The organism is Pseudomonas sp. SW-3, assembly GCF_016615645.1.
GTDB lineage: Bacteria > Pseudomonadota > Gammaproteobacteria > Pseudomonadales > Pseudomonadaceae > Aquipseudomonas > Aquipseudomonas mandelii.
The window spans coordinates 2,808,955-2,822,700 of sequence record NZ_CP067098.1 but is presented as its reverse complement, the minus strand read 5'-3'; the positions used below and the strand labels follow the sequence as shown (position 1 = coordinate 2,822,700).

The 13,746-nt window shown below is 60.6% G+C and carries 11 protein-coding genes; all 11 read right to left on the bottom strand.

Annotated elements, in window-relative coordinates; translation table 11 throughout:
* Positions 1–584: 584 nt before the first annotated feature.
* The 11 genes from JIO00_RS12695 to iolE all read right to left on the bottom strand — a co-directional run bounded on the left by JIO00_RS12695 (position 585) and on the right by iolE (position 13,649).
* Positions 585–989 (bottom strand): TraR/DksA family transcriptional regulator, encoded by a 405-nt coding sequence (locus tag JIO00_RS12695; protein ID WP_010459637.1) that lies wholly within the window; start codon positions 987–989, stop codon positions 585–587.
* Between the two features lie 327 nt (positions 990–1,316).
* Complete coding sequence (locus JIO00_RS12690; protein WP_008153855.1) at positions 1,317–2,339, bottom strand: ABC transporter permease; 1,023 nt, start codon at positions 2,337–2,339, stop codon at positions 1,317–1,319.
* Between the two features lie 193 nt (positions 2,340–2,532).
* Complete coding sequence (locus JIO00_RS12685) at positions 2,533–4,098, bottom strand: sugar ABC transporter ATP-binding protein (RefSeq protein WP_083376935.1); 1,566 nt, start codon at positions 4,096–4,098, stop codon at positions 2,533–2,535.
* Between the two features lie 70 nt (positions 4,099–4,168).
* Entirely contained in the window at positions 4,169–5,095 is a 927-nt protein-coding gene (locus JIO00_RS12680) for a sugar ABC transporter substrate-binding protein (protein ID WP_200668382.1), read from the bottom strand.
* Positions 5,096–5,252: 157 nt separating this feature from the next.
* Positions 5,253–6,305, bottom strand: coding sequence for a Gfo/Idh/MocA family protein (locus JIO00_RS12675; RefSeq protein WP_200668381.1), 1,053 nt, complete (start codon positions 6,303–6,305; stop codon positions 5,253–5,255).
* Between the two features lie 145 nt (positions 6,306–6,450).
* Positions 6,451–7,461, bottom strand: a complete 1,011-nt coding sequence (locus JIO00_RS12670; RefSeq protein ID WP_145310314.1) for a Gfo/Idh/MocA family protein — start codon at positions 7,459–7,461, stop codon at positions 6,451–6,453.
* A gap of 32 nt (positions 7,462–7,493) precedes the next feature.
* The gene (gene iolD / locus JIO00_RS12665) at positions 7,494–9,425 is read right to left on the bottom strand and encodes a 3D-(3,5/4)-trihydroxycyclohexane-1,2-dione acylhydrolase (decyclizing) (RefSeq protein ID WP_200668380.1); all 1,932 of its coding nucleotides are present in this window, start codon (positions 9,423–9,425) and stop codon (positions 7,494–7,496) included.
* A gap of 130 nt (positions 9,426–9,555) precedes the next feature.
* Entirely contained in the window at positions 9,556–10,377 is an 822-nt protein-coding gene (locus JIO00_RS12660; protein ID WP_200668379.1) for a TIM barrel protein, read from the bottom strand.
* A gap of 25 nt (positions 10,378–10,402) precedes the next feature.
* Positions 10,403–11,905: a CoA-acylating methylmalonate-semialdehyde dehydrogenase gene (locus JIO00_RS12655; protein WP_200668378.1), complete on the bottom strand. Its 1,503-nt coding sequence runs from the start codon at positions 11,903–11,905 to the stop codon at positions 10,403–10,405.
* Positions 11,906–11,949: 44 nt separating this feature from the next.
* The gene (gene iolB / locus JIO00_RS12650) at positions 11,950–12,759 is read right to left on the bottom strand and encodes a 5-deoxy-glucuronate isomerase (protein ID WP_010459621.1); all 810 of its coding nucleotides are present in this window, start codon (positions 12,757–12,759) and stop codon (positions 11,950–11,952) included.
* Positions 12,756–13,649, bottom strand: coding sequence for a myo-inosose-2 dehydratase (iolE, locus tag JIO00_RS12645; protein WP_010459620.1), 894 nt, complete (start codon positions 13,647–13,649; stop codon positions 12,756–12,758). The genes iolB and iolE overlap by 4 nt, the downstream gene beginning before the upstream one ends.
* Between the last annotated feature and the right edge of the window lie 97 nt (positions 13,650–13,746).

Sequence of the window (13,746 nt, the reverse complement as noted above, 5' to 3'; positions counted from 1 at the left end):
CTGACGATTTGCGCCGCCGCGTCGAGTTGCGATTGCAGTTTGTCCGCCAGTTGCTTGACCGAAAAGGCCACGCCCGCGGCCGACAAAGCGTTATGACTGGTGGTGTAGGAAAGATCGCGAGTCAACTCGGCGATGGCGCTGGCGCCGTCGGCGGGCGCTGCTTCGGGCGTGGCGCGCGAGCGCAGGCGAGGCAGCCAGATCACCAGCACCGCCAGTGGCAGGCAAAGGTAAAGCGACCAGCCACCCAACGCCATGCCGCACAGCAAGAGCATCAGGGCGATGCTTTGCAGGGTTGGCGTCAGCCAAAGGTTTTTCGGCAAAAACACTGGTGCAGGCACTGCCGCAACCAGAGATCCGTCTCTCGTCATCTTCGTCACCCCAAGGCTCTTCTAATTGTTGTGCATGCATTAAACGCCACCACAAGGCCATTATCTATGGTCCATTAGTAGTGGGCGTTGCAGCAGATCAATAGAAGTGCCTGAGGTTTTCGCAGACGGCAAAAAGCATCGCGGGCAAGCCTCACTCCTGCAGGTTCATCGTGAACCGTGGGAGCGGGCTTGCCCGCGATGCGGGGCGCTACGAAATCAGGCCTGACGCTGGTGCTTGTCGATCTGTTCGTGACGCTCTTGAGCTTCGATGCAGTACTTGGTGGTCGGGCTGATCAGCAGGCGTTTCAGGCCGATGGCCTCGCCGCTGTCATCGCACCAGCCGAAGCTGTCTTCTTTGATGCGTTCCAGAGCCTGTTCCAACTGAGGCAGCATGCGCTGGTCGCGATCGATCGCGTTCACCAGCCAGGTGCGCTCTTCTTCAACAGAAGCAGCGTCGGCCGGATCGGCTGGAGTGTCCAGGCTCTCGATGGCGATGCGGTTCTGTTCGATGCGCTCATGGGTTTCGACTTTCATGTTCTGCAACAGCTCATAGAAAAAAGCATGTTGCTCGGCATTCATGTAGTCATCCGCCGGCATGGCCAGCAACTTGTCCTTTGTCATTGATATCTCTATAAAAAAACGTGCATTAAGGCGAATTAGGGAGCGTTCCGGTGGACCAGGTCTGGCCATCGGAAAGGCGCCGTTTATTCCAAGCGCCACCCGGCACTCAATTTACGAGGGCCGGCAGTCTAAGGCCGACTTGAGGCCTCAGCAACTGAAAAGACAGCGAATTTGTCCGACAAAGCCCGGAAAGTGCTCTATGGCAGCCTCTGCGGTGGTTATCGGAGTGCGTTTATAGCAAGAAATTCAATCGAGCGGCTGTATAGAGAAGACAAATGGTTGCGCCACGCGGGTCAGGCGTGGCGCATTGGCTGTCGGTTCTACGACTCAGCGCTTGAGTTTACGCTTGTTGCGGTATTGGTCGATCACCACCGCCACCACAATAATCAGTCCCTTGATGATGTCCTGAATATACGCATCAACACCGACAAAGGTAAACCCACTGGCCATCACTCCGAGAATCAAGGCACCGATCACGGTGCCGGTAATGCGCCCGACGCCACCGGCCAGGCTGGTGCCGCCGATGACCGCCGCGGCAATCGCGTCCAGCTCATAAGACATGCCCATCCCCGCCTGCCCGGTCGCGGCACGCGCCGAAGCGACCACGCCCGCCAGGCCCGCCAGCAACCCGGCGATACTGTAGACGATCACCAGATGACGCTTGACGTTGATCCCCGAGGTGCGCGCCGCCTGCATGTTGCCGCCGATGGCGTAGGTGTACTTGCCGTACTTGGTGTAGCGCAGGGCGATGTGAAAGATCACCGCCACCACCAGGAAAATGATCACCGGCATGGCGCCATGACCGATGGCCGTGTAGGAATCCGAGAGCATGCTCACCGGCTGGCCTTCGGTGTAATAACGCGCCAGGCCACGCGCCGAGACCATCATGCCGAGGGTGGCAATGAACGGCGGAATCCCGGTGATGGCAATGATGCTGCCATTGATCGCGCCCGCCAGCAGCCCGACGCCGAGCCCGGCGATCACCGGAATCCACACGGGCAAGTCGGTCAGCGACGGAAACACCGCCCGGGCGAAATCCGAGGTCTGGGCCAGACTCGCAGCGATCATCGCTGACAGCGCCAGCACCGAACCGGAGGACAGGTCGATCCCGGTGGTGATGATCACCTGGGTCACGCCAATCGCCAGCAGGCCGATGATCGACACTTGCAGGATCATCAGCACCAGGCGCTGGGAGTTCATCAGGAAGCTCTGGTCGCGCACGATCCAGCCAAAGACTTCGAAGACCAGGCCGATGCCAATCAGCACCAGGAAGATACTCAACTCGGTCGGAAAGCGCCGACGACTCTTGACCGGTGCCGTTGCTGGCTTGTTTTCCAGTATCGCGTTCATAACCATTCACCCTTCTAATGAATTCCGGCATCGACTACATACCTGTGGCGAGGGAGCTTGCTCCCGCTCGAGTGCGCAGCGCTCGCCAGTTCTACGGTATGTTCGAGACATTGGGGCCGCTTCGCAGCCCAGCGGGAGCAAGCTCCCTCGCCATAGAATCCCGGTTCACCCCTGGACTCTGTTTGCCCTTGACTCAATGGCGTACGGACATGCCCGAGGCCAGTTGCATGACTCGTTCCTGGGTCGCTTCGCTGCGGTCGAGGGTGCCCATCAGGTCGCCCTCGTGCATGACCATCACCCGGTCGCTCATGCCGAGCACTTCCGGCAGCTCCGAGGAAATCATGATCACCGCCATGCCTTCGCTGGCGAGGTAGGAGATCAGCCGGTAGATCTCGGCCTTGGCGCCGACATCGATGCCACGAGTCGGTTCGTCGAGGATCAGGATGCGTGGATTGGTCATCAGCCAGCGCGCCAGCAAGGCTTTCTGTTGGTTGCCGCCGGACAAGGTGTCGATGCACTGCTCAAGCGACGGGGTTTTCACCCGCAGCTTCTTGCACATGTCTTCGCACAAGACCCGCAGGGCTTTCTGCTGGATGAAACCGTGGCCGGCGTAATGCGGCAGCACCGCCATTTCCATGTTCTCCAGCACCGACAGGCACGGGAACAGGCCGCTGAGCTTGCGATCCTCGGTCAGCAAGGCGAAGCCCTTCTCGATCGCCATGTGCGGATCGCTGATGCGCACCACTTCGCCATCGAGACGAATCTCGCCACCGTCGCTCGGAGTGATGCCAAAAATCGCTTCGGCAACGTTGGTGCGGCCCGAGCCCATCAGCCCGGCGATGCCGAGGATCTCGCCCGCATGCAGGTCGAAGGACACCCCTTTGAAAATGCCGTCGAGCTTGAGGTCGCGCACCGACAGCAGCAGATCGCCAATCGGTTTTTCGCGCACCGGGAACAACTGGCTCAACTCGCGGCCGACCATCATAGAAATCAGGCTGTCGCCATCCATGCTGTCAGCCCGTTGCAAGCCGATGTAGGCGCCGTCGCGGAACACCGCTACTTCATCGGCGATCTCGAACACTTCGTTCATTTTGTGGGTGATGTAAATGATGCCTTTGCCCTGGCTCTTGAGGTCGGCAATGATCGAGAACAGGTGCGCGACTTCTTTGTCGGTAATGGCCGAGGTCGGTTCGTCCATGATCAGGATGTCGGAGTCGTAGGACACCGCCTTGGCGATCTCGACCATCTGCCGCTCGGCGATGCTCAGGTTGCCGACCTGCTCCTCCGGGTCGAGGTTGATCCGCAGGCGTTCGAGCAGTTTCGCAGTGCAGCGGTGCATTTCGCGGTGGTCGATCATGTGCAGGCTGTTGAGCTGCTCGCGGCCGATCCAGATGTTCTCGGCGATGCTCATGTGCGGCATCAGGTTGAGTTCCTGGTGGATCATTGCGATCCCGGCCTGCAGCGCGGCCAGCGGCGTATCGAACACCACCGGCTGGCCGCGAAGGCGCAACTCGCCGGCGTCCGGCTGGTAGATGCCGGCGATGATTTTCATCAGGGTGGATTTGCCCGCACCGTTCTCGCCCATCAGCGCCAGGACGGAGCCAGGGCGCACCCGCAGCTGCACGTCCGACAACGCCACCACACCGGGAAAACCCTTGCTGACGTTGATGATCTCCAGCAGGTACGGCTCATCGACAGGTGTTGCGGTTGGCTGGATACCCACCAACGGGGTGCTCGAAGCAGTCGCTGAAGCGAACATGATCAGGTACTCCATCAGCAAGGTCGCGGTGGCAACCTTGCGTGCTTATTGTTGTTATGGGGCGGACGGGCTATTTGAACGTGTCGACGTTTTGCGGCGTGATCAAACGGTATGGCACCCACACGGCCTGTTCAACCGGCTCGTTTTTGGTCATTTTCACTGCCGTGTCGATGGAGCCGTCGGCCTGACCTTTCGCATCCTGGAACACCGAGACCGCCAGACTGCCTTTCTTGATTGCGTTCAAGCCGTCCGGCGTACCGTCGACACCCGCGATCAGCACACTGCCCTTGTCGACGCCGGCCTGTTGCAGGGCCATCGCGGCACCAATGGCCATTTCGTCGTTGTTGGCCACCACTGCATCGAACTTGCGGCCCTGGGTCAGCCAGTCGTTGACCAGGGTCATGCCTTTATCCCGCAGCCAGGTACCGGTCTGTTCTTGCTCGATCTTGATGTTCGGGTATTTGGCCAACACCTCTTTAACGCCTTTGGTGCGGTTGGTGGTGGAGTTGTTCGCGAGGTCGCCCAGCAAAATCACGATGTCGCCCTTGCCGCCCATTTTGTCGGCCAGGTATTGCATCTGCATTTCACCGGCTTCCAGATCATTGGAGGCCACCGTGACCACGCCTTTGGGCAGTTTCAGGTCATCGGGACGACGGTTGACGTAGACCAGCGGGATGCCGGCCTTGACGGCGGCTTCGGTGATTTTCTTGGTGGCGGCGGTGTCCACCGGGTTGACCACGATGGCATCGACTTTCTGGCTGATGAAGCTTTCGACCTGGCTCAACTGCTTGACCACGTCGCTGCGCGCATCTTCGAACTGCAGCTGCACGCCGTCGGGGTAGGACTTGGCTTTCTTGTCCATGGATTCGCGCAGGTAGGTCAGCCAGGTGTCATCGAACTGGGACATGCTGACGCCGATCTTCATGTCGGCGAGTGCAGCGCCACTGGCGAACATCAGGGACAAGGCCAGTGAGGCAAAACGGATCTTGGTCTTCATGAAAAGTCTTTCTCCACATTCTTGTTGGTTTTATGGATGAGGCGTGACGATTTTCAGTAAGCAGGCAAGCGGGAAAAGCTGTGAAAACGAGCGAGAGGCAGTTCGCTGGAAATGACTTTATTGGAATATTATTTCTATATCAACTCATTTTAGAATTTTATTCTGATTTTGTTCCATGGCTCTCAAACGGGCTCAATTCAACGACCTGACGGCGTTCGAAACTCAAGCGCGCAGCGTCTAGAACGCGGGTGGTCGCCAGTGCATCACGGGCTTCGACAGGCAGTGGGCCACCGCTCTGTAACGCGGTTTGTAGCTGCAAATAGAACTGATTCCAGCATCCGCGTTCCGACGGCACCCGCTCACGCACTTCGCCCTGTTCAAACCAGCCCCAGCGGCGATGCTCTTCCCCGCCCCAGCGCTCTCCCTCGGATTTCGGCGATAGCCCGGCGAGCGCTGAAGCTTCCTGCCCGTCCAGGCCATCGACGCTGTAACAACCTTGGGTGCCGGTCACGCGAAAACGCGGGCCAGGGGTGTTTTGCAGGCAACTGCCGCCCAGGTGCGAGATCACTCCGTTGGCGTGGGTCAGGGACACAAAGAAGCCGTTGTCGAAGGCCTGGTCTTTTTCCCGGTAATCCAGTTCGGCGTACACCCGGGTCACCGGGCCGAACAGCAGCAACGCCTGATCCACCAGGTGGCTGCCCAAATCGCGCAGGAAGCCGCCGCCACTGCCGTTGTTCACCGATTGCGGCGAGTAACGCTCGATCCGCGACTCGAAACGGGTGACACGGCCCAGAGCGCCGGACTCGATGAGTTTGCGCACGGTGAGGAAGTCCGAGTCCCAGCGACGGTTCTGGTAGACGCTGAGCCGCACGCCCTGGCGCTCGGCCATGGTGATCAGGGTTTGCGCTTGCTGCGCATCGGCGGCAAACGGCTTGTCGCTAACCACCGCCACGCCGTGTTCGATGCCGTCGAGCACCAGCGCCGGTCGGCCCTTGAGCGGTGTCGACACCACCAGCACATCGATCCCGGCTTCGACCAATTGGCCGATGCTGTCGAAGGCCGATACGCCGGGGTGTTCGGCCGCCAGCAATTGTCGGCGTTCCGGGGAACGGGTGACCACGCCCACGAACGTCGCCGCCGGCAGGCTGCTGATCAGCGGAGCATGGAAAAACCGGCCGCCATGGCCGTAACCGACAAGTCCGATGCGCATGAAAATGTTCTCCTTATAAATAGCTGCCGGATATACACGCCCCCTGTGGGAGCTAGCCTGCTCGCGATAGCGGAGTGTCGGCCGACATTAATGTTGAATGTGCTGGCGCTATCGCGAGCAGGCTCGCTCCCACAGGGGACGGTGCTCAACCGTAGAAACGGGGGCGGTCAGGGAGTGTGACTTTGACGATCGCTCCGCTGTTTTGTGCTTCGATGCAGGCATCTGCTGCGACGGCAGCGGCGAAGCCGTCCCATGCTGAAGGGCCACCGACCTGCCCCGCTCGCACGCCATCAATGAACGCCTGCAACTCAACGTCATACGCCGCAATGAAGCGATCCTTCCAGTCCATCAAAATCGCGTTCGACAACTTCGCGCCACTGCGCAGTTGAACCTGCGAAGGCTCCGGCAGTTTGGCGATGCCGGTCTCCCCCACTACTTCGCACTGGATGTCGTAGCCGTACTGGCAGTTGACGAACACTTCGACGTCGATGCGTGTGCCCTTGGCAGTCTCCAGCAGGACGATTTGCGGGTCTTTCAAATGCGCGAGGGCCTTGCTGCTCTTGCGTGGGAACACCACTTGCACGGACACGTAATCGTCATCGAGCAACCAGCGCAGCACGTCGAGTTCGTGAATCAGCGTATCGGTGATGGCCATGTCGGTCTTGTAGTTCTCGCCCACGGTCGGGTTGCGGTGCGCGCAATGGAGCATCAACGGTTCACCGATCTGACCGCTGTCGATCACCGCTTTGAGTGCGCGATAGCCTTCGTCATACGGCCGCATGAAACCGACCTGCACCAGGCGCTTGCCGTGGGCCACTTCGGCCTCGACGATGTTGCGACAGCCTTCGGCGGTGACGGCCAGGGGCTTCTCGCAGAACACCGGTTTACCCGCCGCAATCGCCGCCAGCACAAACGCTTCGTGGCTCGGGCCCCAGGAGGTGACGAGGATCGCTTCGACTTCTGGCGCGTTGATCAGCGCCAGACCGTCGGGGTAGACCTCGGCGGTCAGATTCAGGTCGGACACGACTTTGGCCGCTTGCTGCAAATTGATGTCGGTGACGGCGACCACCTGGCTGTTGAGCAAGGTCTGGCTGCAACGACGGATGTGGTCCTGGCCGATGGCCCCGGTGCCGATGACGCCTAACTTTAATGACATGTAAGGACTCCTTATTGTTCGATTCAGGGCAATCAGTACTGACGGGCCTTGGCCAGTCGTTCATTGAGGGTCTTGGCCACCGCGTTGGTGCGGGCGCTGGTGGAGACTTGCGCCACGCCGACCCGCCACCACGACAGGTAGCCATGAATCATGGTCTTGGGCAGGACCTTGATGTCGATCAGCGTCGACACGGTCTGCAAACGCGCATCCGCCAGCGCGGCTTTCAGCTCGTCAGCGGTGTTCACTTTGTAAGTCTTGCAGCCATAGGCCGCCGCGCTCATGGCGAAATCCACCGGCACAAAACCGCCGTCGAGCTTGCCGGTGTCCGGATTGCGAAAACGGAACTCGGTGCCGAAGCTGTCCATGCCGTTGCCCATCTGCAAGTTGTTGATGCAGCCGAAGGTCATGTTGTCGAGCAGCACCACGTTGATCTTGCGGCGCTCCTGGATCGAGGTCGCCAGCTCCGAGTGCAGCATCATGTAAGAGCCGTCGCCGACCAGCGCATAGACCTCGCGCTCCGGCTCGGCGAGTTTCACGCCCAGTGCGGCGTTGACCTCGTAACCCATGCACGAATAACCGTACTCGACGTGATAGGTGTTCACGCCCTTGCTGCGCCAGCTGCGCTGCAAGTCACCGGGCAGACTGCCGGCGGCGGCGACGATCACGGCGTCATCGTCGAGGGTTTCATTGAGCACGCCGAGCACGCGGCTCTGGGTCAGGCAGGAGCCGGTCAGCTCGATGAATTCGCGCAGGACCGCCGGGTCCATGTGGTCGTTGATTTCCGGGGAGAAGTCTTGAGTCTGGTACTCGATCTGATAGAGACGATCGACCTCCTCATCCAACTGAGCCTTGGCCTGACGCGGTTGATCGCCCCAGCTGGAACGGTAATCGCCCAGTGCTTCGGCCAGCGCCAGCAAACCGGTTTTCGCATCCGCCAGCAGTTGCACGCCATCCAGTTTCAGGGCATCGCACGGGCTGATGTTGAGGTTGAGAAACTGCACGTCCGGATGCTGGAACAGGGATTTCGACGCGGTGGTGAAATCGCTGTAGCGGGTGCCGATACCGATGATCAGATCGGCGTCTTTTGCCAACAGGTTCGCCGCCAGGCACCCGGTTTCGCCAATCCCGCCGACGTTCAGCGGATGGCTGGACACCACCGCGCTCTTGCCGGCCTGGGTTTCGGCGAAGGGAATGTCGAAGCGCTCGGCAAACGCCTGTAACGCCGCGTTGGCCCCGGAGTATTTGACCCCGCCACCGCAAATGATCAGCGGTTTGCGCTTGCCTTTGAACAGCGCCAGCGCATCACCCAGCATCGCGTCGGTGGCCGGACGACGTTCGATGCGGTGCACGCGTTTTTGCAGGAAGTAATCGGGATAGTCGTAGGCCTCGCCTTGCACGTCTTGCGGCAAGGCCAGGGTCACCGCGCCGGTTTCGGCAGGGTCGGTGAGCACCCGCATGGCGTGGATCGCCGCGGTCATCAACTGCTCGGGACGGTTGATGCGGTCCCAGTATTTGCTCACGGCCTTGAACGCATCGTTGGTGCTGATGCTCAGGTCGTGGAACTGTTCGATTTGCTGCAACACCGGGTCCGGCTGGCGGCAGGCGTAGACGTCGCCGGGCAACAGCAGCAAGGGAATGCGGTTGGCGGTGGCCGTCGCGGCGGCGGTCAGCATGTTCGCAGCGCCTGGGCCGACGGATGAGGTACAGGCGTAGATTTTGCGCCGCAGGTGTTGCTTGGCGAAACCGATGGCGGCGTGGGCCATGCCTTGTTCGTTGCGGCCTTGATGAACGATCAGGTCGCCGCTGTCCTGCTCCAGGGCTTGCCCCAGGCCCAGCACGTTGCCGTGGCCGAAAATGGTAAAGATCCCGGCGACGAATTTGCTCTGGACCCCGTCGACCTCGATGTACTGGTTATCGAGGAATTTCACCAGGGCCTGGGCCATGGTCAGTCTTGTTGTGGTCATAACTGATCCTTCAATACACGCAGAAAACTTGTAGGAGTGAGCCTGCTCGCGATTGCGCAGTGTCCGTCGACATTGATGCTGCCTGACACTGCGCAATCGCGAGCAGGCTCACTCCTACAGGGGTTCTTCATTAGCCTTGGGATTTTTGTAGGTGATTCATGCTTGCGCCGATGGCCTGCTCGATGTTGGCCAGGCCATGGACGCTGTCGGCAAACGGCTCGAATGACAGGTAGCCGCTGTAACCGCCGCTGAGCAAGGTGTCGATCTGTGCGGCATTGCCAAGAATGTCGCCCTCGCCCACCAACACTCTATGGCCGTCGCGTATCGTCGCCAACGGCGCCTCGGCATCCTCGACACCGGAGATATGCACCAGCCCGGTCAGCTCGGGGAAAAACTCCTGCTCACACGCCAGGTGATGGTGGAAGGTGTCGTGGACGAGCCGGAACACATCCAGCCCACCGACAACCTTGATCGCTTCCACCGCCGTGCGTTTACGCCGCAGCGAGCATTCTTCGAAACCCAACGGCTCGATGAAACCGAGAATGCCGTGATCGCGCAGGATCGGCGCCAGTTCACTCAAGGCGGTGCGCAACCCTGAAGCGCGCTCGGCTTCGCTACGAGTATCCGCGCGATCATTCAGCGGGCACATGACCACCCCCTGCGCGCCGCAATCACGAGCATAAGCCGCCAGTTTCAAGGCCAGCGTCCGGCGCTCGTCATTCCACACATCAAACGGGTACAGCGCGTTGATCGACAGCACGCTGATGCCTTGGGCCGCGCACAACTCGCGGACGCGCTCGGGCGCGGTGCCGTCTTCGATCTCGACACCCTTGAGGTCATTGCGAATCTCGATGGCGTCAGCCTTTAGGGCTACCGCCAGGTCGATGAACGCGGGCAGGGACAAACGTGGGGCGACCATACGGTTCAGGGCGAAACGCAGGGGTTTGCTCATTATTGTTATTCTCCGCACAGGTGAATCACTTGGCTGTCGGCATGCTGAATTTAGGGCCCTTGGCGATGCTGTCGGGCCAGCGTTGCATCACGCTTTTGTAGCGGCTGTAGAAACGGATGCCTTCTTCGCCATAGGCGTGATGGTCGCCGAACAGCGAGCGTTTCCAGCCGCCAAACGAGTGCCAGGCCATGGGCACCGGAATCGGCACGTTGATGCCGACCATACCGACCTTGATAGTGCGTGCAAACGCCCGGGCGATGCCGCCGTCACTGGTGAAACACGACACGCCGTTGCCGAATTCGTGGGCGTTGATCAACGCCACGGCGCTGGCGAAATCCGGGACGCGGACGATGCCCAGCACCGGGCCGAAGATCTCTTGCTGGTAAATGCTCATCTCGGTAGTGACGTGATCGAACAACGTCGCGCCGACGAAGAAGCCGTTCTCCGCCCCCGGCACCTTGAACCCACGACCATCGACAATCAGCTGCGCGCCTTGCGCCACGCCCTGGTCGATAAAGCCTTCGACCTTGGCCTTGTGTTCGGCCGTCACCAACGGCCCCATGTCGCTGTCACCCTGCATGCCGTTGCCGACCTTGAGTTGATCGATGCGCGGCAGCAGTTTGGCAATCAGTTGGTCTGCAACATCGCCCACCGCCACGGCAATCGAGATCGCCATGCAGCGCTCGCCGGCCGAGCCGTAAGCCGCGCCGATCAAGGCGTCTGCGGCCTGATCCAGATCCGCGTCGGGCATGACGATCATGTGATTCTTCGCCCCGCCCAGCGCCTGCACCCGCTTGCCGCGCGAGGTGGCTTGCTGGTGGATGTACTCGGCAATCGGCGTCGAGCCGACAAAGGAAATCGCCTCGATGTCCGGGTGTTGCAGCAGCGCATCGACCGCTGTCTTGTCGCCCTGAACCACGTTGAACACGCCGTCCGGCAAACCGGCTTCGGTCAGCAAACGGGCCATCAGCAAACTGGCGGATGGGTCGCGTTCGGAGGGCTTGAGGATGAAGCAGTTACCGGTAACCAGCGCCAGCGGGATCATCCACAGTGGCACCATCACCGGGAAGTTGAACGGCGTGACACCGGCGCACACGCCCAGCGGCTGGCGCAGGTTCCAGTTGTCGATGCCGCCGCCGATGTTGTCGCTGAATTCGGTTTTCAGCAGGCTCGGCGCGCCACAGGCGTATTCGACGATTTCGATGCCACGGGTGACTTCGCCCTTGGCGTCGGAGAACACCTTGCCGTGTTCGCGGCTGATGATTTCGGCCAGTTCGTCGTGATGACGGTCGAGCAATTCCTTGAACTTGAACATCACCCGCGAACGGCGCAAGGACGATTGCTCGGACCAGGCCGGGAATGCTTTCAGGGCCGAGGCAACGGCATCGTCCACGGTCTTCGAACTGGCCAGCCCGACACGCGCTTGCACCTCGCCGGTCGCCGGGTTGAAGACATTGCTGAACCGCTCGCTACCGCTGTCTTGCACGTGACCGTCGAGGTAATGGCCGATGACCGGGGCGTCGCTCATTGTTCTTGTTCTCCGTTCGAATAGTGGAATTCAGGCTTTTTAGATCAGAGATCAAGTAGCCAGCTGTGCTGCGGATCGTTGTGGAACTGCCAGACCCGTTTCGGGCCAGCCATCACGTTCAGGTAATACGACTCGTAGCCGTAGGGCACGCTGACCGGGTGATAGCCCTTCGGCACGACCACGAGGTCGCTGTTTTCCACGGCCATGGCTTGATCGATGCTGCGGTCGTCGGTGTAGACGCGCTGGAACACGAAACCCTGAGGCGGGTTGATCTGGTGGTAATAGGTTTCTTCGAGAAAGCTCTGGTGCGGCAAATCGTCGGTGTCGTGCTTGTGCGGCGGGTAGCTCGACGAGTGTCCCGACGGTGTGCGCACTTCCACCACCAGCAGCGAATGGGCGGGCTCGGTGTCCGGCAGGATGTCGCAGACGTAACGGGTGTTGGCGCCCTTGCCGCGCACGCTGCGTTTCATGGTGTCGGGTTTGATCAGCCGTGGACCGAGGCCCTTTTCGGCTGAGCCCGGTGCGGCGCAGACGGCGATCTGCACATCGCTCAACGCGACGACCTGGGCCTGACTGCCGGGCGGCAAATAAGCGGCGAACGGCGATTTGTCCTCGAACACCGACTGGCGATCGCCGAGGTTGTCCCAGTCGAACGCCCCCTGCCCCGGCGCTTCACCCTTGATGCTGACCCGGCCGCTGAGCAGCACCAGGCACAGCTCTTTATCACCCGCCGCCACCGGCAAGGTTTCGCCCAGGCTTAGGCGGTAGGCAGCGAAGCCGACGTATTCCAGCTCACCTTTGCCCAACTCGACCATGGTCCGGCCACGGGCATTGCTTTTGACCAGCAGGCTCATAGCGCAACCCTCTCGTCGAGCAACGCACGCAAGGTGTCGTAGCCTTTTTTCGCGTAGACGTAACTCGGCGCCACGGCCGGGTCTTGCTCAGCCTCGACCACCAGCCAGCCGTGGTAATCGTTGGCCAGCAACACATCGAGCAGCGCGGCGAAGTCGATGTCGCCATCGCCGGGCACGGTGAAGGTGCCGTTGATGATGCAGTCCGGAAAGCTCCACAGGTTGTTGCGCGCCAGTTGCACCACCGGTTTGCGCACGTCCTTGAAATGCACGTGGCAGATACGTTCGATGTGTTTGCGCAAGACGTGCAACGGCTCGCCGCCGCCCATGTAGCAATGGCCCGAATCGAACAGCAGACCGACTTCGCTGCCGGTCAACGCCATCAACTTGTCGATGTCGGCCGGGGATTCGACGTAAGCGCCCATGTGGTGGTGATAGGCCAGGCGCACGCCTTGGGACAGGGTGAACCGCGCCAGTTCGGTGAGCTTGTCGGCGTATTCCTGCCAGGCCTGTTCGGTGTGGAAACGCGGGCGTTCAACCAAGGGGATGCGCTGGCCCTGAATCGAGTCCGCCACTTCGCCGTAAACCAGCACCTTGGCGCCGTTCTTCGCCAGCAACTCGACGTGACTGCCAATGGCGTCGATTTCTTCGGCCACGGAACGGCGCGCCAGACGGCTGGAATACCAACCGGACACCAGCGCCAGATCGTAAGGCCGCAGCACGTCACCGACGCCTTTGGCATCCTTGGGGAATTTGCCGTTGAGTTCAAAACCTTCGTAACCGATCTCCTTGCCTTCGCTCAACGCGGTGCTCAACGGCGTCTCGCCACCGAGGGACGGCAAGTCGTCGTTGCTCCAGGAGATCGGGTTGATGCCAATTCGGATAGCGGGCATGGCTGCACCTTTTTGTTGTTTTCTAAATTTCCGTTGAGTCTGAGGCCGACTTCGCGGGCAAGCCTCGCTCCTACAGATCAACGCGGCTTCCCGTAGG

What these genes read in the sequence shown, in the direction of transcription:
- iolD (WP_200668380.1), bottom strand. Translation starts at nt 9,425, where the DNA reads ATGACCACAACAAGACTGACCATGGCCCAGGCCCTGGTGAAATTCCTC.
- JIO00_RS12655 (WP_200668378.1), bottom strand. Translation starts at nt 11,905, where the DNA reads ATGAGCGACGCCCCGGTCATCGGCCATTACCTCGACGGTCACGTGCAA.
- JIO00_RS12660 (WP_200668379.1), bottom strand. Translation starts at nt 10,377, where the DNA reads ATGAGCAAACCCCTGCGTTTCGCCCTGAACCGTATGGTCGCCCCACGT.
- JIO00_RS12675 (WP_200668381.1), bottom strand. Translation starts at nt 6,305, where the DNA reads ATGCGCATCGGACTTGTCGGTTACGGCCATGGCGGCCGGTTTTTCCAT.
- JIO00_RS12670 (WP_145310314.1), bottom strand. Translation starts at nt 7,461, where the DNA reads ATGTCATTAAAGTTAGGCGTCATCGGCACCGGGGCCATCGGCCAGGAC.
- iolE (WP_010459620.1), bottom strand. Translation starts at nt 13,649, where the DNA reads ATGCCCGCTATCCGAATTGGCATCAACCCGATCTCCTGGAGCAACGAC.
- JIO00_RS12695 (WP_010459637.1), bottom strand. Translation starts at nt 989, where the DNA reads ATGACAAAGGACAAGTTGCTGGCCATGCCGGCGGATGACTACATGAAT.
- JIO00_RS12690 (WP_008153855.1), bottom strand. Translation starts at nt 2,339, where the DNA reads ATGAACGCGATACTGGAAAACAAGCCAGCAACGGCACCGGTCAAGAGT.
- iolB (WP_010459621.1), bottom strand. Translation starts at nt 12,759, where the DNA reads ATGAGCCTGCTGGTCAAAAGCAATGCCCGTGGCCGGACCATGGTCGAG.
- JIO00_RS12680 (WP_200668382.1), bottom strand. Translation starts at nt 5,095, where the DNA reads ATGAAGACCAAGATCCGTTTTGCCTCACTGGCCTTGTCCCTGATGTTC.
- JIO00_RS12685 (WP_083376935.1), bottom strand. Translation starts at nt 4,098, where the DNA reads ATGTTCGCTTCAGCGACTGCTTCGAGCACCCCGTTGGTGGGTATCCAG.